The sequence below is a fragment of the Chryseobacterium sp. JUb7 genome (assembly GCF_024806495.1).
GTDB lineage: Bacteria > Bacteroidota > Bacteroidia > Flavobacteriales > Weeksellaceae > Chryseobacterium.
Genome location: NZ_JANUFF010000003.1, coordinates 157128 through 177415, shown reverse-complemented (window position 1 = coordinate 177415; position 20288 = coordinate 157128). Strand labels below are relative to the sequence as shown.

General features: G+C 35.1%; 21 protein-coding genes and 2 tRNA genes. 9 read left to right on the top strand and 14 right to left on the bottom strand.

Features of this window, described 5'->3' with window-relative positions:
* Positions 1 to 4 precede the first annotated feature (4 nt).
* Positions 5 to 424: a SufE family protein gene (locus tag M2373_RS07695; RefSeq protein ID WP_259109199.1), complete on the top strand. Its 420-nt coding sequence runs from the start codon at positions 5 to 7 to the stop codon at positions 422 to 424.
* 2 nt (positions 425 to 426) lie between these two features.
* Positions 427 to 1392, top strand: a complete 966-nt coding sequence (locus tag M2373_RS07690; protein WP_259109197.1) for a glycosyltransferase family 9 protein — start codon at positions 427 to 429, stop codon at positions 1390 to 1392.
* A 31-nt stretch (positions 1393 to 1423) separates the two neighbouring features.
* On the opposite strand, the gene M2373_RS07685 is transcribed toward M2373_RS07690, so the two are convergent.
* The 9 genes from M2373_RS07685 to M2373_RS07645 form a co-directional block, all read right to left on the bottom strand.
* The gene (locus M2373_RS07685) at positions 1424 to 1876 is read right to left on the bottom strand and encodes a hypothetical protein (RefSeq protein WP_259109195.1); all 453 of its coding nucleotides are present in this window, start codon (positions 1874 to 1876) and stop codon (positions 1424 to 1426) included.
* A 17-nt stretch (positions 1877 to 1893) separates the two neighbouring features.
* Positions 1894 to 2709: a hypothetical protein gene (locus M2373_RS07680; protein WP_259109193.1), complete on the bottom strand. Its 816-nt coding sequence runs from the start codon at positions 2707 to 2709 to the stop codon at positions 1894 to 1896.
* A gap of 122 nt (positions 2710 to 2831) precedes the next feature.
* Complete coding sequence (locus tag M2373_RS07675; protein ID WP_259109191.1) at positions 2832 to 5858, bottom strand: hypothetical protein; 3027 nt, start codon at positions 5856 to 5858, stop codon at positions 2832 to 2834.
* A 1-nt stretch (position 5859) separates the two neighbouring features.
* Positions 5860 to 6336, bottom strand: a complete 477-nt coding sequence (locus M2373_RS07670; RefSeq protein ID WP_259109189.1) for a DUF4280 domain-containing protein — start codon at positions 6334 to 6336, stop codon at positions 5860 to 5862.
* A 55-nt stretch (positions 6337 to 6391) separates the two neighbouring features.
* Positions 6392 to 7372 (bottom strand): hypothetical protein, encoded by a 981-nt coding sequence (locus tag M2373_RS07665; RefSeq protein ID WP_259109186.1) that lies wholly within the window; start codon positions 7370 to 7372, stop codon positions 6392 to 6394.
* 130 nt (positions 7373 to 7502) lie between these two features.
* Positions 7503 to 8990, bottom strand: a complete 1488-nt coding sequence (locus M2373_RS07660) for a T9SS type A sorting domain-containing protein (RefSeq protein ID WP_259109184.1) — start codon at positions 8988 to 8990, stop codon at positions 7503 to 7505.
* 58 nt (positions 8991 to 9048) lie between these two features.
* Positions 9049 to 9123 (bottom strand) — tRNA-Val (locus M2373_RS07655).
* A 35-nt stretch (positions 9124 to 9158) separates the two neighbouring features.
* Positions 9159 to 9233, bottom strand: a tRNA-Val gene (locus M2373_RS07650).
* A 44-nt stretch (positions 9234 to 9277) separates the two neighbouring features.
* Complete coding sequence (locus M2373_RS07645) at positions 9278 to 10522, bottom strand: folylpolyglutamate synthase/dihydrofolate synthase family protein (RefSeq protein WP_259109182.1); 1245 nt, start codon at positions 10520 to 10522, stop codon at positions 9278 to 9280.
* Positions 10523 to 10618: 96 nt separating this feature from the next.
* Between M2373_RS07645 and M2373_RS07640 the strand changes: the two genes are divergently transcribed.
* From M2373_RS07640 to M2373_RS07620, 5 genes are read left to right on the top strand one after another with little or no spacing between them, the layout of a single operon-like run.
* A complete protein-coding gene (locus tag M2373_RS07640; protein WP_259109774.1) occupies positions 10619 to 11965 on the top strand; it encodes a TolC family protein in 1347 nt (448 codons plus the stop codon).
* Position 11966: 1 nt separating this feature from the next.
* A complete protein-coding gene (locus M2373_RS07635; RefSeq protein WP_259109179.1) occupies positions 11967 to 12557 on the top strand; it encodes a SprT-like domain-containing protein in 591 nt (196 codons plus the stop codon).
* A 2-nt stretch (positions 12558 to 12559) separates the two neighbouring features.
* A complete protein-coding gene (locus M2373_RS07630; RefSeq protein ID WP_259109178.1) occupies positions 12560 to 13642 on the top strand; it encodes a mannose-1-phosphate guanylyltransferase in 1083 nt (360 codons plus the stop codon).
* A gap of 31 nt (positions 13643 to 13673) precedes the next feature.
* Positions 13674 to 14336, top strand: coding sequence for a hypothetical protein (locus tag M2373_RS07625; protein ID WP_259109176.1), 663 nt, complete (start codon positions 13674 to 13676; stop codon positions 14334 to 14336).
* Positions 14305 to 14838, top strand: a complete 534-nt coding sequence (locus tag M2373_RS07620) for a GNAT family N-acetyltransferase (RefSeq protein ID WP_259109174.1) — start codon at positions 14305 to 14307, stop codon at positions 14836 to 14838. The genes M2373_RS07625 and M2373_RS07620 overlap by 32 nt, the downstream gene beginning before the upstream one ends.
* 166 nt (positions 14839 to 15004) lie before the next feature.
* Here the strand turns inward: M2373_RS07620 and bcp are convergent, their stop codons facing one another.
* Positions 15005 to 15454, bottom strand: a complete 450-nt coding sequence (gene bcp, locus M2373_RS07615) for a thioredoxin-dependent thiol peroxidase (RefSeq protein WP_259109172.1) — start codon at positions 15452 to 15454, stop codon at positions 15005 to 15007.
* Between the two features lie 33 nt (positions 15455 to 15487).
* On the opposite strand from bcp, the gene nth reads away from it, so the two are divergent.
* Positions 15488 to 16108: an endonuclease III gene (nth, locus tag M2373_RS07610; protein ID WP_259109170.1), complete on the top strand. Its 621-nt coding sequence runs from the start codon at positions 15488 to 15490 to the stop codon at positions 16106 to 16108.
* 101 nt (positions 16109 to 16209) lie between these two features.
* Here the strand turns inward: nth and M2373_RS07605 are convergent, their stop codons facing one another.
* The 4 genes from M2373_RS07605 to M2373_RS07590 form a co-directional block, all read right to left on the bottom strand.
* Complete coding sequence (locus tag M2373_RS07605) at positions 16210 to 16659, bottom strand: DinB family protein (RefSeq protein ID WP_259109168.1); 450 nt, start codon at positions 16657 to 16659, stop codon at positions 16210 to 16212.
* Between the two features lie 5 nt (positions 16660 to 16664).
* Positions 16665 to 17216 carry a hypothetical protein gene (locus M2373_RS07600; RefSeq protein WP_259109166.1) on the bottom strand — a complete coding sequence of 184 codons (552 nt, stop codon included), beginning with the start codon at positions 17214 to 17216 and terminating at the stop codon, positions 16665 to 16667.
* Positions 17217 to 17320: 104 nt separating this feature from the next.
* Positions 17321 to 17710, bottom strand: coding sequence for a DUF1398 domain-containing protein (locus M2373_RS07595; protein WP_259109164.1), 390 nt, complete (start codon positions 17708 to 17710; stop codon positions 17321 to 17323).
* A 128-nt stretch (positions 17711 to 17838) separates the two neighbouring features.
* Complete coding sequence (locus M2373_RS07590; RefSeq protein WP_259109162.1) at positions 17839 to 19635, bottom strand: DUF885 family protein; 1797 nt, start codon at positions 19633 to 19635, stop codon at positions 17839 to 17841.
* Positions 19636 to 19805: 170 nt separating this feature from the next.
* On the opposite strand from M2373_RS07590, the gene M2373_RS07585 reads away from it, so the two are divergent.
* Positions 19806 to 20267 carry a hypothetical protein gene (locus M2373_RS07585; protein ID WP_259109160.1) on the top strand — a complete coding sequence of 154 codons (462 nt, stop codon included), beginning with the start codon at positions 19806 to 19808 and terminating at the stop codon, positions 20265 to 20267.
* Positions 20268 to 20288: the final 21 nt, after the last annotated feature.

The following is a 20288-nucleotide window of genomic DNA, read 5'->3' as shown; positions in this document are numbered from 1 at the left end:
AGAAATGACCATTAAAGAAAAACAGCAGGAACTTATTGACGAATTTGCGTTTCTTGAAGACTGGGAGCAGAAATATGAATACATCATCGATCTTGGAAAGGAGCTGAAAGGGCTTGCTGAGGATAGAAAGACTGATGGAAATCTAATCAAAGGCTGCCAGAGTAAAGTTTGGATTGATGCTGAGTTTAAGGATGGAAAATTGTTTTTCGAGGCCGATTCTGACGGAATTTTACCCAAAGGAATCGTTTCTTTACTCGTAAGTATTTACAGCGGTCATTCTACGCAGGAAATTTTAGATTCTGATTTTGAATTTATTTCCGAAATCGGACTGCAGGAGTTTCTATCTCCTTCCAGAGCCAACGGATTGATGGCCATGACAAAACAAATTAAGTTTTATGCAGTTGCGTACCAACTGAAATCGTAATTGTGACCAGAATTTTAGCATATCGTTTTTCCGCTTTTGGTGACGTTGCGATGACGGCACCTGTTTTCCGTGAATTTTTGGAACAAAATCCTGATGTGGAGATTGTAATGGTTTCCAGAAGTAATTTTGAGAATCTATTTGCAGATATACCTAATGTCATATTCAAAGGAATTAACTTAGATGATTATAAAGGCTTCTTTGGTTTAAACAGGCTTGCGAATGAGCTTATCAAAGAGTTCAGACCAGATCTGATTGCCAATCTTCATGATGTCATCAGAACCAAGATTTTAGATAAAATTTATCGGAGAAAAGGTTTTAAGGTATTTAAAATAAATAAAGGAAAAGAGGAGAAAGAACATTTAACCGACATCTGGAACCTGAATAAAGTTCAGTTGAAAAAAACAACAGAACGGTATGCAGATGTTTTTCGTGAAATGGGTTTTAAAGTGAAGTTGTCTCATCAGTTGAGGCCTACTTCAAAGAATAAATCGGGAATTGGCTTTGCTCCTTTTGCTCAGCACAAAGGAAAAATGCTGCCATTGGAAAAGTCTTACGAAATGGTGAGAATATTGTCTCAAAAGCATAAGATTTACTTCTTCGGTGGTGGAAAACAGGAAACTGAAACCCTCGAAAGATGGGAGAGAGAAATTCCGAATACCCAAAGTTTGTCAGGAAAGTTAAGCCTTAAGGAAGAACTTAATAAAATCTCGGAACTGGAATTAATGATCTCTATGGATTCTGCCAATATGCATTTGGCGAGCTTAATGGGAACAAGATGTGTTTCTATTTGGGGATCTACACATCCTTACGCCGGATTTTTGGGCTTCGGACAAAGTGAAGATGATGTGGTTCAGGTAAAAGACCTTACCTGCAGACCTTGTTCTGTTTTTGGAGATAAGGAGTGTTATCGGGGCGACTGGGCTTGCTTGGAAGAGCTTGATATTCAAAAGATTATTCAGAAAATTTAAAATAAAAACCTCTCAAATTTGAGAGGTTTCTTTATTGAACGGGTATAACAATATTGTTTTTTATCCTTTTCTGCTTAGCGAGATATACTTCTTTTGTTTTTGTATCCGTCAGTTTGATATAATCTGCTGACCGGTCTATTTTTAAAATTGTTTTCTCATTGTTTTTAGGGTTGGTAAGCGTAATGATGTCGTCTTTAATCTTAGTTTTTAAAATTATTTTTTTTATCTCTTTACCGCTTCCCAAATTCATTTGATGGAAAGCTTCTTCATTATTTAGAAAAACTAAAACTTTTGAATGAGTTTGCTGAGGTTTGATAGCACTTTTGCTTGTCGCATTGTATTCATAGGCCTTTGCGTCATTAAAATCAAGATCAGTAAATTTTGAAGGTTTCAAAACTTCCGGAACCTTTACTACTTTTTCCTGAGAATAATAATTGGTAAAAGTTATCCATGTAATCAGCAGTATGCATAATTGTTTCATCATGATCTGAGGGTTAAAATTTACTTAAGCTCTGAAAAAGAGCTGCTGTATCGAAATACTTCAAAGGAATCAGAGCCTTTTGGTTTGTGTAAAATAATATAGTTAGAATTCAGCATTCCCTCTTTTTTATCTTCTGCAGATAATACACCCATGCCTTTGTTTTGAGAAATATTCTCAAGAGCGACTGCTCTTCCGTGGCCTAATATTTTTATGGTAAACTCTTTAAAATCTGGGAGTAGATCTTTATGAGATGAGAAATAATTTTTAAGATTTTCATTATATTTTTTCTGGCCTTCCTCAGAAAGTCCGTCTGCTATAAAAAGGTCATTTTTAGCCTTAGAAATTTCTTTCATAAATTGATCTCCGTTTCCTGAATGCAGAAGGTTTCTCAGTTCATCATATTTTGCAAATACCTCATCGTGCAGTTTACTTTTGTCCATTTTGGATATATCCTGAGAATTATTGAGGTTGGTAATTCCAGGAGTTGCTTCTGCGTCAAACTCCCATTTAAACTCGTAAGAAGAAACAGGTTTTTCAAGCTTTGGAAATTCAAGTTTTTTTAACTCCTGAATATTGCTGTAGTCTTTGTTTTGAAGAAGGTAGATGCCTGTGTTCCTGCCTATTTCACCTAAGATTTCTGAAGTTATTTCTTTCTGATTTCTATTGGCTGAAATCTTTATTCTTACTTCTTGTTTTCCGTTGGAGAAAATATATTGATTCAGTTTATAAGGTCCCGGAATTCCGTTGTTTTCGTGTGATTGGCCCACCAAAAAATCATTGACATATATTTCGTAGTCTACATTTCTTATTTCATGATTAAGAAGATATGATTTCATTGAAGATGTTTTTTTTGTGATATTTTGTTCGTTTTTTTTGTGCTCGTTATTGCCTTTTTTTTCATTGCTGCAGCATACAAACAATAAAGTACAAGAAGTGATTGTTAATAAAAAATGTCTCATTATTTTATTTCTCCTTTATTTTTAAAAATATTAATCTTGTCTTCGTAATCTGGAATCAATTTTACTGTTTTAGCATCACTTTTATCGGAATATCCTGCTTCTGCCCATACTTTTAAAGTAACGCCGGCAAAATAAAAATCAGCATCCCAGTCATTATTTTTTCCGAAGTTTTTCCCTAGGGTAAGAGTGACGCTTGTACTGGCTTCTGCTCCGATACCCGCTCCCAGAGACTTCTTTTTGTTCTCTTCGGCATCAAAAGATTTGTTTTTCTCTGTTTTTACATATATTTTAAGTGAAAAGCTGGCATGCAGGACTCCTTTAAGTTCTCCCTGTAGGGCAATACTTCCACTGAATGCTTCGTCCGCAAAATTATATTTAATATTTGCAGGGGTAGATTCTCCGTCTTTAGAATCTGCTCCGACCAGTGTTATTGCTGCAGAAAGTTCAAAATACAGTTCATAATTAACTTCCACACGGCCTCCACTAAATAGATTGGCAAGCCAGGATACCAAATCCAGTGCATCAATAGTAGCGCCCCAAGGCTTAAATTTACTTCCTAATGCTAAGATATCCAATTTTACTTTAGCACCAATAATTGGATCTGCGACAATTCTGCCTTCCAGCTCTGCTGTAATATGACCCGTTTTGGAAACACCATATCCTATACCCAAACCGACGCCAATGCTTGGAGGACTGAGTTCAAAGCTCATAGGGAGGGCATTAAGCCTTGCCATTAATCCTTTTTGAGTGGCAGGAGAAGTCTGAAGTCTTCTGTTTTCTGCCTGAGCATCGGAAACCCCCAAATCTCCATCTACTTTACTGACGATCCAGAAAAGTGGCTTAAGCATGTTTCTGTACTTTTCAGCAAAATCATTCCCTAATTTTATAACATCATCCTCTCCGCTTACTTCACACTCCACATAGAGCCCGAAAGATGTTTTTCTACCTACATAATGCTGTAAATGATTGGCAACTTTCTTATCAAGAATATCTTTTCTCGTACTGTTGTTTTGAGTATTGATTTTTCCCTCATTGAAACCGCTGTAGTACTCATCCAAAGGAGTGGTGGTATTATAATAAAGAGGGGTATCAATATTATAATTAAAATTAATAACCCACTTCATATCCGGAAATACCCTTACGCCAGCAATTTGATTGGGGTATCTGCAGGTAGTGACGGGGACGAAGTACGTTTGATGAATTTGTTCTTTGTTGTAAAATTTCAATAAGTATCTTACGACCCAGGCATTTTTAAAATTATCATTTAAAAGACCTTTTGACATGTACTCCTGCTTTCCGTACAGGTAATTATTGATTTTATCGTCGTAGGATTTATTGTATTTATATTTAAGTTTTAAGGTAATCGAATCATTGCCTTCGTCAATAATAAAATCAGTTCCTTCCTGAAGTCCCTGAATTCCTGAAACGGAAATTCCCTTAAAGGCTTCCTGAACTTCTTTGGGTTGTGGAGTACCTTTCATTTCCTGATCGGTAGGTACTTTCTGACTGTTTAGTTTCGGGGCTTTCTGGCTGTTGGAGGGGTGATAAACCAGAGGGCCGCTTGGAGAAGGGGACTTTGCAAGGTCTAAAACTCTTTGTATGAATAATGTGGGATCCTGAGAAGGGCGGTATTGCCCGACAATCCAATCCATTTTAAAAACGTCCTTTATTCCGTCATGAGGTTTGTCATCATTCAGGATCATCTGGCACATATAGCCATTTTTTGCAGTTCGTACATTTTCAGGAGAAGCATCTTTAGACTGAAGATATTTTGCTGTAATTTTTACGTCTTTAGCTTCTTTATCTCCCGCTACAATATCCACCCATCTTTTGGTGCTGTCTTTTACCTGGTCTCCTGTGCTGTATTCGTTGAAAATCTCATGATCGGTTTCACCGTCATTAATAATAATTTTGGAATAGGCACAAGGATTTTTCTCTTTAAAATTATAATCAATATCGCCGATATACTGTATCATATTGGCTTTTTTCTGTTCCAGTCTGGCCATCACGGTTTCCATTTCCTCATATTTCACCCAAAAAACAGGGGAAACATCGAGATCATCAAAATCTCTTTTGGATTCGGAAACTCTCCTGATCTGGCTGCTGTCCGGCTGATAGGTGTATTCTTTTTTTGTTTTGGTATTGGTGATTTTTATATCTACAGAGTATGCTTTTATTTTTTTGTCTTTGGTATGGATGCTGTCTTTCCATTCGGGATTGATGAAAATAGGAAATTCATAAGCAATATTGGCTGTTCCCAGACTGATATGAATGCTGTCTGCGTCTTTTACAGTAGGGGAGTAATCTACAAGTTTGCCTTTTATAATAGGCTCTTCCAGTAAGATTTTATGATTTTCATCCGTAAGCTGGATTTCAACTTCCAGATGTTCAAAAGATGGTTCTTCTTCTATTTTTCCATATTTTTTTTTGTATTGATCGCTGATTTTCAAAGGCAGCATATGGGTCGCTACATGAAATTTTATGACCTCCCCGTAAGAATAATAACCATCATTGATTTTAAATTCTTTGATTTCAGGATCTACGTTCTGTTTGTCGAAATAAGCTAAATAAACTTTCGGTTTATCAATCGTCAGAAAGTGAAAATTTAAGCCTTTTCCCGGAATATGGCTAAAAACCTCCATTCTGTGGTAATTCCCAAGCCATACGTCATGGGCATTCGGAGTAATCTCTATCGCAGAGCCTTGCTTATACTGGTCGTCAATTCCCAGATATTTCACAGAAATATCTCCGCCGCCTAAGTCTGCCCAGAGAGGAAGTTTTTCGTTTTCAGGAGTTTTTAAAGCTTCACCATATAGATACGATAAAATGAAAGCCCATTTTGCACCATCTACTGTGGTCTGTGGGTTGGTTGTTTTTGCGCCAAGAATATTAGTATTGTTTTCCAATACAAATCGATGGGTTTTTCCGCTGAGAAGATAAACAACGACATCAGGAACCACGGTAAATTCTTTTCTTCCGTCTATCTCATGATAGCAGGCTTTTATTCCTTTTAAAATATCTTCCATTTTATCTTGCATTTAGGAGATCATAAGGATAGGTAAGGGCATGATTTTTTAAATTCAGGACAGGGCTGATGTGGGATTGTAATTCTTCATCTCCATTTTGAATACTGCTTTCTGAGGGCTCACCAATCTGACCGGTTTTCGTAATGCTTATGCAGTCTTTTCCGCCAATGGGGCAGGTGGCTTTACTGTTTTCCAGTAAAATATAGCCGTCAGGGGGAGAATATTTCTCTTTTTCATAATAACCGCTCCATTCTGTAACCGTGGCTGCACAGGGGCTGTTGTTCATTTTCTTGCAGGAGCCAAACGTATTTTTTTCGAAGGTGGGACCTATATCTTTATGAGTAGCAGCTAATTTTGAACTGCCATTAAAGTCATTAATGAAGTATTTTTGCTGGGTAAGCACCTTTAATTTGTCCGGAGTAGTACCAAACTGACATTGGCACAAGGCTCCCTGTACTACTTTTTGTTTTAAAGACATATTAATATAATTTTGTGTGGTGGGTAAATTTAGTGTTTTTTATTCAAACGGGATTTTACCAGTCGTTTTCATAAGTATTTTTATAAAACCCCCATTTGTTAGGCTCAGAAACGACAACTCCGCCAGTGATGAAGGGGCTTGTTTTGTCGAGTTCTTGGTCTTTATATTCTTCTGTGTTTTCCTGAAATTGAGTGTAATTTATTCTTTTGATAAAAATCTTGTTTCCGACCCAGTCTTTTGAATACACCTCAAAGTAGGCCTGGATATGCATTGGGAAGTGATGGTATATATCCATATCATAAATGACTTTTAAAGACATGAAATATTCCTGACCAGTATGTTTTTTTTGAGTAAAATAATGATGAGCAGCCATTTCAACACTGTTAAATTCAATAATAAAAGAATGATATTTCGTAGGTATTTTATGAATTAACTGGGTTCCTGTGAATTTTAAAGGTGGCCTGTAAGGAACAACAGATAAATGGAACGAAGTTTCGGTGTTTCGGGTATCACCATAGTTGATAAACTTGGAATGGAAGAACAAATTCCAGAACCAGTCGTTCTTCAGTGATCTTTGTAAACCTGTTTTGTCAGAAAATCTTTGATCAGCGGTGACAAAAAAATCATATAATGAGTCACTTTGATGGTTTTGAAGAATTTTTTGTTTTTCAAGCTCCCAGCGGGAAATAATTTCTTTGTGATTAAGAATTTCATTGGTGGTCAATCCTTTTTCGTTGATAGAAATTTGAAGAGGGTATAACGCTTTTGAGATTGAATCTCCCAATATTTCGTTGATACTGTCAGGCTGATGCTGATTATAATAAATGTTTTCTTTATGAATGGTTAAAGTGCCTTTGTTGTATTCAAGACTTAAATTTACATTCACATCATAATCTATCCTTTTTGATGGGATTTGTTCATTTCCCGAAAAATACTTTACAGAAATACCGTATTTCCTTTCTTTTAAGCCTGAAGGTTTTATTCTTAACGTATTGAGTCTCCTTAGTATTTCCTTTTTTGACATTAGTATGTCCATGGTCGGTTCATTTTTTCCATTCAACATTAAAATTTGGTTGTCAAATTTAATAATTTGTTCACAAAAGATTAAAAACAAAAATAGAACCGATTTAAAAAAGGTTCTATTTTAATTGATAAAAATTTTAAATTTATTTTTTTATAAACTTTCTGGAGATAAATTTTCCATCCGGGGTTTTTCCTTTTATAAGATAAGTTCCTTTAGTAAGGTGTCGGATATCTATTGATAATTTATCTTCGTTGGAGCTGATTTCTGTGTCGATTTTTCTGCCATCGATTGTTGCAATCTGGATTTCTTTAGTAAAACCTTCTGCGAAAATTTCTTTATCGGCAGGATTTGGATAAATTTTGATGTCTTTAATGACTGGGTTTTCATTTGTTGAAAGGGTAGACGAAGCATCAAAGCTAAACCTTCTCATTACAAGCTTCCAGTTAGCCTGAGCGCAATAAAAATTATCCATTGTTTCTGCAATAATGATTTTATTGTCCTGAAGTATGGCTCTTGTAGCATTATGGTTGCCCGGTAGTCTGGTAATATTGATATAGCCATTCGTATTATAAGTGGTATCAACATTTCCGTTGCTGTTTATTTTTCCAATGACAAAGCTTGAGCCATTAAACTGTCCAAAAACATAGAAGCTGTCATTGATATAAAATGTATTTATCGGGTCAATTACGCTTGATGTATATTTGAACCCACTGTTGAAAGATGCCGGCAATGTTGCATCTGGTGAAACCTTTACAATTAAATATCTGTTTGATGATCCCGCTGTGCTTATTACTAAACCATTGTCCGGGGTGATAAACGTAAAAGAATTATTATTATAGTAGGAAGAGAAATTTGTAATGGTGTAAATTCCATTGGTCCCAAAATTAGCAAAAGGTACTCCGTTGGTATCTGTTTTTAATACAACGATTTGTGCGTCGTCATATACAGGGCTTGTTCTTTTCTTCCCTGTAAATAAAAAATTTCCGTTGTTGTCAATATTTACATTAGTGAAAAGCCAATTTACATTAGCGGACAGATCAATCATTCCGTTTGTACCAAAAGAGGTTTGTAAAATACCATTTTGATCGTATTTTAGTATGGCAGAATAATATTTGTTGGCATAATCCCTTTTGACAGCGGCTACAATAATATCTCCGTTGGCGGCTTGTTTCCAATCGCGAATGTCATAAGAATCGGGCATTAAAATAGCACCGTTGTTTCCCCATGAGTTGATACGGTTGCCGTTAATATCTATTTTTACAAGTGTTGAATATTGGCTTACGCTGAAATAATTTCCATCGTTTGAAGGATTTATTTTTTGTACGATTCCTATGTTATCGATATATCCTGTCTGATTAAAAGATGTGTCAAGAATTCCGTTTTGCGAAAATTTTGTTAGCACTCCGGTGTAGTATTGGTCAGCACTGCATCCCCAGTTTGAAACTCCGCCAACAAAAAAAGAACCGTTTGGAAGAACATTAATACCATATCCTTGAAATCCCTTAAATGGGCTTTGGCTTAACACAAATTCTGTAGAGCCATTGGTTCCAAAAGACATATCCTGAGTTCCCGGAGTTTGGCTGTTGAGAAAAACAGATGTAAATAAAGAAAGTAAAAATAAATTTTTCATGAGTTTTTAATTAGGTTATTAGAAATAAAAAAATCTCTCAGATTTCTGAGAGATTTTGTGGGCCCTGAGGGATTCGAACCCCCGACCCTCTGGGTGTAAACCAGATGCTCTGAACCAACTGAGCTAAGAGCCCGAATTTTTTTTAAAAAGGTTTCGTTTCCTTTTCTGTGGGTCCTGAGGGATTCGAACCCCCGACCCTCTGGGTGTAAACCAGATGCTCTGAACCAACTGAGCTAAGAACCCTCTTTATCGTTGTTTCCTCGATTAGAGTGGTGCAAATATACGACTTATTTAGAAATCTCCAAATTTTTTTCTAAAAATTCTCCCACTACAAAGTTACTTCCGCCGATAAAAATCATTTCATCGTTTGTAGATTCCTCTTTTGCAGAAAGATACGCTTCCTGTACAGAATCGAAAATTTTATAAAAAATTTTTGCTTCCATCAGTAAATTCTCATAGTCTTTAGGGTGTCTGCCCCTATGAATGGCTGGTTTTGCAAAATAAAATTCAGAATTTTCAGGTAATAAATTCATCACTTCATCTATTTTTTTGTCATTGACAAAGCCTAAAACAACATGTTTATGTTTGTCAATAGAGTTTAATTGATCAAAAACATACTCCAGACCTGCCTGATTGTGTCCGGTATCACAAATGATCAGAGGACTTTTTGAAAACTGAAACCAACGACCGATAAATTTTGTGTTTTGATGAACATGCAAGAGGCCTTCTTCAATATTTTTATCGGAAATAGAAATATTTAATTTTCTTAATTCTTCAACTAAGCCTAAGACGACTCTAATGTTTTTCTTCTGATAATTTCCTTTTAAATCTGATGTTAAATTTGTCGTCAGTAGAGTAGCATCGATAAAGAGAGCATTTTCTTTAATTGCTTTGTTTTTGATGATATTTTTTACAATTTCATTCTCATCTCCTGATACGATTGGAATATTACTTTTTATAATTCCTGCTTTCTCTCCCGCAATTTCTTCAATAGTATTGCCCAGAATATTTTGATGATCGAGCTGTACATTGGTAATGGCAGCTACCAGAGGTGTAATAATATTGGTGGAATCCAGCCGGCCTCCCAAGCCTACTTCAATGATTGCAAAATCTACCTGTTTTTGGTAGAAATATTCAAAAGCCATGATGGTTGTAAATTCGAAAAAAGAGGGAAGGATATCATTTGGAAGATTTTTAAGCTTCTGAATAAATTCATACACGAATTCTTTATCACAGTTTTCGCCATTTTTTTTTATACGTTCCGTAAAATCAATAAGATGGGGTGAGTTATATAAACCTACTGTATAACCTTCTTCCTGCAGAATAGAAGACAGCATATTGCTAGAAGAGCCTTTGCCGTTTGTTCCGCCTATGTGGATGCATTTAATTTTTTCCTGAGGATTGTCAAAGAAATCACACAGTTTTTTAATATTATCTAAACCAGGCTTATAAGCCTTTTCACCATCAATCTGATAATTCGGAGCCTGTACGAAAAGCCATTCAACAGCTTCCTGATATTGTTCGTTTGTCATGATGCAAAATTCTTAAAAGTTTTTAAAATAAAATATTAATTTTTTGAAACTGTAACTTTTTTATATTTGGCACGTCTAATCATGGAAAAATCTAATATGAAAAAAGTTTTGACTATTATTTTGGGATTATCTTGCTTGGGAATCAGCGCCCAAAAAAAATGGTCTCTGAGAGAATGTGTAGACTATGCTGTGAAGCACAATCTTCAGGTAATCCAAAATGAATACTCAAAACAAGTCCAGGACTCTAATCTCAAAATGGCGAAGAAAAACTATCTTCCGTCTGTATCTGCCAGTGTTGGAAATACGGTGAGTTTTGGTCAGACATCATTTGGTACAGGAAGTTTGAGAAATGACAGGTTCAGTAACAGTGCCAATCTTGGAGCTGATGTATTGGTGTATAACAATGGAAGACTGGATAAAACAGTCAGAAAGACAGAGTTTGATGTAGAAGCCAGCCAATACGATATTGAAACCATTAAAAATGATATTTCTCTACAGATTGCTCAGCAGTATTTAACAACTTTACTGAATAAAGAAATTGTAAAAATATCAGAAGCAGCTGTTGAAAATGCTCAAAAACAATATGACAGAGCTAAAATAACAACGCAGGTGGGAACTACGGCACAGACTGTTTTGGCAGAAGCAGAAGCAGCCTTGGCAAGAGAGAAGCAAAACCGTAAAACTGCTGAAATTAATGTTGGACGCAGCTTATTTGCGCTTGTTCAGCTTTTACAATTGGAAGAATATAAAGATTTTGATGTAGAAGATGTAAATGTTCCGGATCAGCTGGCTCCTCAGTTGAAATCTGTGGAAGAGGTTTTAACGACGGCTTACGATACTCAACCTCAGATAAAAGCGGCAGAAAGCAGAATCAAATCTGCAGAAGCGCAGACAGAGGTTACTAAAACTTCTTTTTGGCCGACTCTTACAGCAAGTGTAGGAATAGGATCTTTCTACAATAACCTTTTGACAACCAATACAACAGGGATAGATGCCTTTGGAAATATCGTCAAGGAAAGAAATTTATTCGGTCAGTATAAAGATAACTTTGGTCAGCAGGCGGCTTTATCTTTGAATATTCCGATTTTCAATAAAGGAATTACCAAACTGCAGGTAGAGCAGTCTAAAATTAATGAAAGTATCGCCAAAACAACTTTAGAACAACAGAGACAAACGGTAAGACAGAATGTGCAGAAAGCTCAGTTTGATGTAGATGCCAACTATGAAATTTATCTGTCGTCTGTGGAAACCGAAAAAAGCACCAAACTGGCGTTGGATTTTGCAGATAAAAGTTATGCTGCAGGAAGATCTACCATCTATGATGTCAATGTAGCAAGAAATAATTATGCTAATGCTCAGGGTTCTGTAGCACAGGCAAGGTTTAACTATATTTTCAGTCTTAAATTGTTGAATTTCTATGCGGGAATTCCGTTAAGTTTATAAAATGTCAATTCAATCGTTAGAAAAATATTTACCACCCAATACATTACAATATTTAAAACTCTGGTTTGCTGATCATTATATTCATATAAAGATTACGAGAAACAGGAATTCCAAATTAGGAGATTATCGGAAACTTCAGGATAAGTCTCACGAAATTACCATAAATTCGACGCTTGTACCGGAGCTTTTTTTCTTCGTGCTTACCCATGAGCTTGCTCATTTGATTGCTTTTGAAAAGTATGGCAGAAGAATTTCTCCCCATGGAAACGAATGGAAACTGACATTCAGAGAAATGCTGCTGGAAAGTCTCAGTGTTTATGATGAAAAGCTTAGACCCATCATCGTAAGATTTTCGAAATCACCAAAGGCTAATTTTATGGCCAGCCCGGATTTGGTTAAATATTTTCATATTGAAAAACAAGATGATACCCTTCAGTTTATTGAAACTCTTCAGAAAGGAGATTTCTTTATCTATCGAAATGAAAAGTATTTATTAGAGGGTCTGATTAAAAAAAACTATCTTTGTAAGAACCTGGCTACAGGAAGGAAGTATTCTTTCAAACCATTGGCGAGGGTAGAAAAATGTAGTTAAACATGTCAAAATCAGATAAATACTGTGTGATTATGGCTGGAGGAATCGGTAGCAGATTCTGGCCCATGAGTACGCAAAAATTTCCAAAACAATTTCAGGATATTTTAGGGACAGGACGTACAATGATACAACAGACCTATGATAGAATTAGTAAAATAATTCCTAATGAGAATATATTTGTAATTACTAATAAAGAGTATGTTACGCTTTCTCATCAACAGCTTCCTGAAATTCCTGAGGAAAATGTAGTGGGAGAACCGATGGTAAAGAATACAGCTGCCTGTAATCTCTATATGGCCAATAAAATTGCGGAAATAGACCCAGATGCTACCATGATTGTTCTTCCTGCAGATCATCTTATTCTGAAAGAGGATATTTTTCTGCAAAAGGCAGAGATCGCTTTTGATCTGGCATCAAAGCACGATTATTTAGTTACATTAGGAATTACGCCTACAAGACCGGATACCGGTTACGGATATATTCAGTTTGTAGAAAAGAAAGGATCCGATTATTTTAAAGTAAAAACATTTACGGAAAAACCTATTCTGGAACTTGCTCAGAATTTTCTTGAAAGTGGGGATTTTATCTGGAACGCAGGGATTTTTATCTGGAATGTGAAATCGATAAAGCATGCTTTTGAAATGCATCTTCCGGAGATGACACAGCAGTTTATGTCCTGTGAATACAATTCTGAAAGCGAAAACAGCTGTATAGAAATTATTTATCCTAAAGTTCAGAAGATATCAATTGACAACGGCATTCTTGAAAAAGCCAAAAATGTGTATGTAATTCCGGCAGATCTGGGGTGGAGCGATCTTGGAACCTGGACTTCTGTTTATGAAAATACAGAAAAGGATGAAAATCAAAATGCGATCAATCAAAAATATCTTTTAACATACAATTCAGAAGGAAATATCGTTCATATTAAAACCAATAATAAAATGGTAGTGATCGATGGACTTAAAGATTATATTGTGGTAGATACGGATAAGGTCCTTCTTATTTGCCCGAGAGAGCATGATCAGCTGATAAAAGATTATGTATTAGATCTTAAAAATTTCAAAAAAGGAGAAAAGTTCATGTAATAAACGGTACACTTTCTGCTAATTCTGAACTATGAAAAATTCAAAATTTAAATTTTCGGTGCTTTTTTTCATGCTTTTAAGTATGTTTTTATTCTCCCAGGAGAAAATGAAATTTTCGAGTATTCCGAATATTCTGCAAAGAATAGAACCCAACAGTAAGGTAGATTTTTGGGTTTTGGTGTATAATTCTTACGGAAAAGATAAAGAAATAAGAACTTCAGGAGGTAAAAAGAGTTATACCCCTCAATTTTCAGGATTTGACCTGTTCCCAAGTGAAGACAGCTTTTATTATATCGCTTATTCTCAGGCAGGAAAGATAAATTATGTGCTGGATCTGCCAAGCCTTAAAACATTTATGGGAAAGATTGATAATGTAGAAGAGGCTGCTATTGATGCAACGATAGAAGGATATTTTGTAGATGAAGAGTTTAAAGACATGGCCGGAAATTATTACGAAGATAAATCCAATTATTATTTGGAACTTGGAAAACTGACTTCCACGGAGTGCCCTTATCAAAAAACACATTATACATTAACGGTAAGCAAATCTTCAGGAAATGTAACAGATGTAAAGGATAATGGGACCTATATTGAGCTTTACAATAAAAAATGCACCAACAATCCAAGGCTTTTAAAACTTGAAAAAAAAGAAGAACCCAAAGATGAGCCTAAAAAATCCACTAAACGCAGATAAGTTTTACGAAACTGAAAGATTGATCATTCGTCCAATGTCATTGGAGGACAGAGAATTTATTTTTGACCTTTACAACAGACCCAAATTTATAGAATTTATTGGTAATCGGGGTATTAATACCGTTGCTGATGCTGAAAACTATATCAGGAATAAGTTTCTGCCTCAATTTGAAAGACTGGGATTTGGGAACTATCTGATCCTGACAAAAGATCAGAACGAAAAGATTGGAGGAGTAGGAATATTCGAACGGGAAGGTTTGGATATTGTAGACATAGGTTTTTCTTTTCTCGATGAGTTTGAAGGTAAGGGATATGCTTATGAAGCTGCTTCAAAAGTAAAATCAATCGGTATGGATGATTTTGGATTATCAAAGATTTCTGCGATCACCTCAAAAAATAATTTTTCTTCTCAAAAGCTCATTGAAAAATTAGGGCTTAAATTTCAGAAATATGTCACTCTTCCTAATGAAGATGAAGAATTGATGTATTACGAAACTGAATAGTTTTACGTTTTTCAGTATTCTGAAAGGAAAGTCTGAAATAAAATAACCGAGTTTGCCATGCTGAAAGGATCTATACTTATATGAAAGATGTTTTCAGCATAACAAATGGATATTAAAAACCTATTTTTCATTAAATACTGAATGAAAAATAGGGAATGAAACTGGATTAACCTTCCAAAATCTGTGCAGCAGCCGTTTTTGAAGTCACCTTTTCAATAACTCTTTCACAGATTCCTTTTTCATTGAAAATAAACGTTGTTCTTACAATTCCCATATAAGTTTTTCCAAAGGTTTTTTTCTCCTTCCAGACCCCGAATTTTTCAATGATATCACGGTTTTCATCTGCAATCAGATCATATGGAAATGCAAACTTACTGTGAAAGTTTTTCTGCTTTTTCATACTGTCTCCGCTTACTCCCAATAACTGGAATCCTGCTTTTTCCAGTTGAGAATAGTTGTCGCTCAAATTACAGGCTTCTACCGTACATGTAGGGGTGCTCGCCTGAGGATAAAAGAAAATAATAAGTTTTTTTCCTAATAATTTTGACGAATCTATGGGCTCTCCATCTTGATTGATTCCTTCAAATTCTGGTAATTTGTCACCGACTTTCAGCATAATAAATTAATTTTGTTCAAATTTAGTGGTTACATGACAAAAAAGCAAAGAGCTGAGCTCGTTCAAATAGAATTAGAAAAATTATATCCGGAAGTACCTATTCCTTTGGATCACACCGATGCCTATACATTAATGGTAGCTGTAGCATTGTCTGCACAAACAACAGATAAAAAAGTAAATCAGGTTACCCCTGAGCTTTTTGCTGTGGCAGGAACACCTCAAAGGATGGCAAAGTTGGAGGAATTTCAGATAAAAGAACTGATTAAAGAAATAGGATTATCCAATACCAAGGCCAAAAATCTGAAAAGAATGGCTGAGCTTTTACTTGAAAGGCACAATGGAATAGTTCCCCAAACTTATGAGGAATTAGAAGCCTTACCCGGAGTCGGTCATAAAACAGCTTCTGTCGTAATGAGCCAGGGGTTCGGATTTCCTGCTTTCCCTGTTGATACACACATTCACAGACTGATGATACAGTGGAAGCTTACTTCAGGAAAAAATGTTGTGGAAACTGAAAAAGACGCAAAGAACCTTTGGAAAGAAGATGTGTGGAATAAGCTTCATTTGCAGATTATATTTTATGGGAGAGAATATTCTCCGGCGAGAGGAAAGGGAGAGAAAGATTTTATTACAAAAATGTTGTTTGAAAAATAAACTATCTCAATAAACAGTCGCAAAATTCCCCTCCAATGGAGGGGTGGCGAAAATTCAAAGAATTTTTGACGGGGTGGTCAATAAAGAAATGAAGTTAGAGACTATTTAACATCCAACAACCTCCTGTGGTAATTGATCTGCCCCAAATGATAATTTAAGTGTCCAATCAGATGAATCAGAAAATATTCTGTGGTCATTGTATATCCCAAAGGCTCAAGAGGATATTCCTTTTCCATATCTTCTGCAGATAATTTATCAAAAGTTAAAATTACACTTTCCAATGTTACTTCAATCTGCTGAATCAACTCTGTTCTGGGGATATTTTTTAATGAAAATTCAAGTTCACGATTTCTGACATACCCTGAATTTCCAAGAATTGCACCTACAAAATGACTAATATTTCCAACCAAATGAAGAGCCAGGTTTCCTGCAGAATTTAAAATATTTTTATCAATTTTCCACAAATTTTCTTCATTCTGATAAGACTCAATTTCTAATTTTAACTTATTTAAATCTCTCGTAAAAAGCAATTTTAGACTTTCTGTTATCATTTTTTCTATTTAATTTTTGTTTTAAAATATCCTCTAAAGTTTTTTGTGACTAATGAATCCAGATTTGTGCTATAATCTATAAACCCATAAATGCTGTCATTTTTTTGAAAATTAGCTTTATTGAGAACCAATTTTTGAGAATTAGAGTGAGTTTCAATAAATTTAACTTCATTCTTTAATGTTTTCGGGTTAATATCTTTAATTAAAAATTGACCATTAAAAATCTTTACTAAAATACCGTTTCCAAAATATCCGTTGTAATTGTTAAGCCAAATATTGATGGTATCTCCTTTGTATTCCGCTTTACATTTATAATCATAGAATTGATAAAACCTATATGTTTTTTCCTGAGAATAAAAATTTGTATAAAATCTATCTTCCTGCACGATATAAGCAGTCTTTGTTGGGCTTTCAACTTTTTCACTATTAAATAATTTGAGTTCTGGATATTTTGAAAAAATTTTAAACGAATCACTTTTGCTTAAATTTTCATCAACCGTGATTTTTTCAAACTGTTCGATTTTCTTGCTTTCTGATTTACAGCTTAAAAAACTCAATCCCAAAACGAAAATTATAATGAAATGAAGCGTTTTTATCATGGTTTAATTTAAAGTATAAAACTAATAAAAAAGCCACAAAAATTAATTTGTGACTTCAATATTTAATGTGGAATTTCTTCCTCTAAAATTTCGTTTCCTAATTTGTCATAATAAGTACAGGTGAATTTATTCAAATCAACAAACCATTTTTCAATGCCTGTTTCTGCGCAATCCTTGCAAAATTTCATGTAATCTGTTTCTCCTTTTTGATGACTTTTAAGTTGCTGGGCAAACTTTTCTTTATCAGAATTATCAGCAATGATCAAATCTTCATATTGAGACTCTGAGGTTGTTTTAAAATCATTTTCACCAAAATATTCAGTATGACTGTCTTTTACCCAGGTTTCAAAAGATTTTACACCCATTTGCTTAATTTCCTGAATATAATTTGGAAAATCTGCACCCGTTTTTACTTTATCGTGGGCAGTTTCGATTTGTTCTACTGTAAACATTTTTTCGTTGTATTTTTTATTTAAAGTAAAGATCATCCGACTTCATTAAGGAATTTATTCTGCACTTAGTATTAGCATTGTCATCCTGAGCCAAGTCGAAGGATCTCATAAAGTTTTACTGTTTAAAATTATTTCTGCTTCTTCGCCCAAAGCTCCATTTTTCTGTTTAATACATTCAACGGAAGGCATCCCTGACTTAAAACTTCGTCATGGAAGCTCGCCAGATTAAACTTGCTTCCAAGTTCTTTTTGGTACTTTTCTCTCAGCTCACGGATTCTCAAAGAACCGATTTTATATCCTAAAGCCTGTCCGGGCATTGCCATATATCTTTCCACCTCGGCAGTTGCTCCTGCTTCATCATAAGAAATATTGCTTAAAAAATATTTGATGGCTTCTTCTCTGCTCATTTTTCCGGTATGCAGACCGGTGTCTACTACCAGTCTCACAGCTCTCAGCATCTGGTCACTTAGATAACCCATTTTCTGATAAGGATCGGTATACAATCCGAATTCCGGACCTAATGTCTCACAGTAATGAGCCCAGCCTTCACCATAAGCTCCGAACCAGCCAAATCTCATAAACTTCGGAAGCTTTGTGTTTTCCTGTTGAAGCGAAACCTGATAATGATGCCCGGGAATTGCTTCATGTAGGAATAAAGATTCCATGCCGGAGGTTACATTAAACTTTGAGGGGTCAGGAAGGGGAACGTAGAAAATTCCTGGCCTTTTCCCATCAGGAGTTCCCTGAATATATTCTGCACTGGCACTTGCTTCTCTGAATTTTTCAGTTTGTCTGATTTCAAACTTTGTTTTTGGAGTTACGCTGAACATGGTTTTAAGCTTCGGACTGATCTTCGCTAAAATTCCGTTAAATCCTGCTAAAACTTCTTTTGACGTTTTATAAGGCATTGCTTTCGGATCGGTTTTTATAAAATTGATGAACTCTTCAAGTGTTCCGGTAAAGCCAACCTGTTGTTTTACTTTTTCCATTTCAGCACGCAGCATGGCCACCTGCTGAATACCAGTTTTATTAATTTCATCCGGAGAAAGATTAGTGGTTGTCCAGCTTTTAGTATAATACTGATAAATCTCTTTTCCATTAGGCAGACTGTTGTATCCGTCTGTATCTCTTGCTTTTGGTAAGTATTCTTTTTCTAAAAAATCTCCCATTTTGGAATAAGCAGGAATTACTTTTTGAGTAATAACATCTTTGTAAAGCCTTGAGAATTTATCTTTTTGAGCCTGTGTGAAATTTTTAGGAAATTTTCTGATAGGACCGTAGAAGATATTTTTATCCATATCGGATGATGTGATTTCTTCAGCTCTCATCTGAGGAATTATTTTCACGACCAGCTTTTTGGGCAAAACAATTTTATTATTGATTCCATCGCGAAAATTTTCAGTGGCAGCATTCATCCAGTCAGGAAATTTTTCCATTCTTTTGAACCAGTCGCTGTAGTCTTTTTCTGTTTTAAAGGGCTGGCTTCCTTCACCACTTCCATACAGCGGAAAAGTTAAGGGCAGTCCTCCAAACTGAGTAAACGGAATATATTCAGGATGATAGGCATACACTTCGATTCTGTCTTTTAAGGTGTAATCCAAAACATCATACACGACTTTATCATCGTCTGACAGACTTTTATAATCTACATTTCCAAGCTGTTTCTGAACCGAGTTGTAAAAAGCGATCTCCCCTGAAATAAAATCTTTATCAATATTGATAGGTAATTGGTCATTATATCTTGTATCACCTTGAGAAGTAGCTTCCAGAGGATACATTTTAAGATACTGTTCGTAATAGTTAGACGCGATAGAGTCCAAATTACTGGGTGTTACTTTCGTTAAAGGTGAATCAGATTTTTTGCAGGAAATTAAGCTTATTGCTAAGCTTGCAGCGATAAAACTTTTCGATAAAATGTTTTTCATTATCAGAATCTTTAGAGTAACAAAAGTAAGTAATATTTAGAATAAGCTGAATTGTCTTATGAAATTGATTGAAAAAATAACATTCAAAATATTTTTCACTTTCAATCTATTTTTTATCTTTGCTGAAAACGTTTAACAATCATATTATTACAGTTCTTTTTTAAGAAATAATGAAAGGGATTTTAAAAATTTACCATCCGGACGAAACGCTAAAGTACAATATTAGAAATACTTATTGTAAGGCAGTTTACAGCAACCAGCAACACCTTCTTGAGGTTGAAATCATAACGGATGACGGTTTGGATCATGTAGATGATGATTCACTACAATACAATTTTCCGCAACTTTCTTTTGAAGTTTTCGATTTCCCTATAGATTCGGGTGAGATTGAAGGAAAATCAATTACCATTAATGATTCCGATGAGGAGACTTATACAGAGGTGGATCTTTTTGATGATGAGGAAGCTTTTATTTATGATAATGAGCTTCTCTTCGAAAAAAATGAAGAAGGAGAGCTTCAGGTAATCTGGAAGGGAACCATTGATGATTTCTACACGGGATCGGATACACCGATTCCATTCAGGTTAAAATGCGAATTTAAACAAGATGATATTGTGGTAGACGAAGATTAGGATTAATCTTCACCATCACTT

What these genes read in the sequence shown, in the direction of transcription:
- M2373_RS07695 (WP_259109199.1), top strand. Translation starts at nt 5, where the DNA reads ATGACCATTAAAGAAAAACAGCAGGAACTTATTGACGAATTTGCGTTT.
- M2373_RS07685 (WP_259109195.1), bottom strand. Translation starts at nt 1,876, where the DNA reads ATGATGAAACAATTATGCATACTGCTGATTACATGGATAACTTTTACC.
- M2373_RS07680 (WP_259109193.1), bottom strand. Translation starts at nt 2,709, where the DNA reads ATGAAATCATATCTTCTTAATCATGAAATAAGAAATGTAGACTACGAA.
- M2373_RS07675 (WP_259109191.1), bottom strand. Translation starts at nt 5,858, where the DNA reads ATGGAAGATATTTTAAAAGGAATAAAAGCCTGCTATCATGAGATAGAC.
- M2373_RS07670 (WP_259109189.1), bottom strand. Translation starts at nt 6,336, where the DNA reads ATGTCTTTAAAACAAAAAGTAGTACAGGGAGCCTTGTGCCAATGTCAG.
- M2373_RS07665 (WP_259109186.1), bottom strand. Translation starts at nt 7,372, where the DNA reads ATGGACATACTAATGTCAAAAAAGGAAATACTAAGGAGACTCAATACG.
- M2373_RS07660 (WP_259109184.1), bottom strand. Translation starts at nt 8,990, where the DNA reads ATGAAAAATTTATTTTTACTTTCTTTATTTACATCTGTTTTTCTCAAC.
- M2373_RS07645 (WP_259109182.1), bottom strand. Translation starts at nt 10,522, where the DNA reads ATGACAAACGAACAATATCAGGAAGCTGTTGAATGGCTTTTCGTACAG.
- M2373_RS07640 (WP_259109774.1), top strand. Translation starts at nt 10,619, where the DNA reads ATGAAAAAAGTTTTGACTATTATTTTGGGATTATCTTGCTTGGGAATC.
- M2373_RS07635 (WP_259109179.1), top strand. Translation starts at nt 11,967, where the DNA reads ATGTCAATTCAATCGTTAGAAAAATATTTACCACCCAATACATTACAA.
- M2373_RS07630 (WP_259109178.1), top strand. Translation starts at nt 12,560, where the DNA reads ATGTCAAAATCAGATAAATACTGTGTGATTATGGCTGGAGGAATCGGT.
- M2373_RS07625 (WP_259109176.1), top strand. Translation starts at nt 13,674, where the DNA reads ATGAAAAATTCAAAATTTAAATTTTCGGTGCTTTTTTTCATGCTTTTA.
- M2373_RS07620 (WP_259109174.1), top strand. Translation starts at nt 14,305, where the DNA reads ATGAGCCTAAAAAATCCACTAAACGCAGATAAGTTTTACGAAACTGAA.
- bcp (WP_259109172.1), bottom strand. Translation starts at nt 15,454, where the DNA reads ATGCTGAAAGTCGGTGACAAATTACCAGAATTTGAAGGAATCAATCAA.
- nth (WP_259109170.1), top strand. Translation starts at nt 15,488, where the DNA reads ATGACAAAAAAGCAAAGAGCTGAGCTCGTTCAAATAGAATTAGAAAAA.
- M2373_RS07605 (WP_259109168.1), bottom strand. Translation starts at nt 16,659, where the DNA reads ATGATAACAGAAAGTCTAAAATTGCTTTTTACGAGAGATTTAAATAAG.
- M2373_RS07595 (WP_259109164.1), bottom strand. Translation starts at nt 17,710, where the DNA reads ATGTTTACAGTAGAACAAATCGAAACTGCCCACGATAAAGTAAAAACG.
- M2373_RS07590 (WP_259109162.1), bottom strand. Translation starts at nt 19,635, where the DNA reads ATGAAAAACATTTTATCGAAAAGTTTTATCGCTGCAAGCTTAGCAATA.
- M2373_RS07585 (WP_259109160.1), top strand. Translation starts at nt 19,806, where the DNA reads ATGAAAGGGATTTTAAAAATTTACCATCCGGACGAAACGCTAAAGTAC.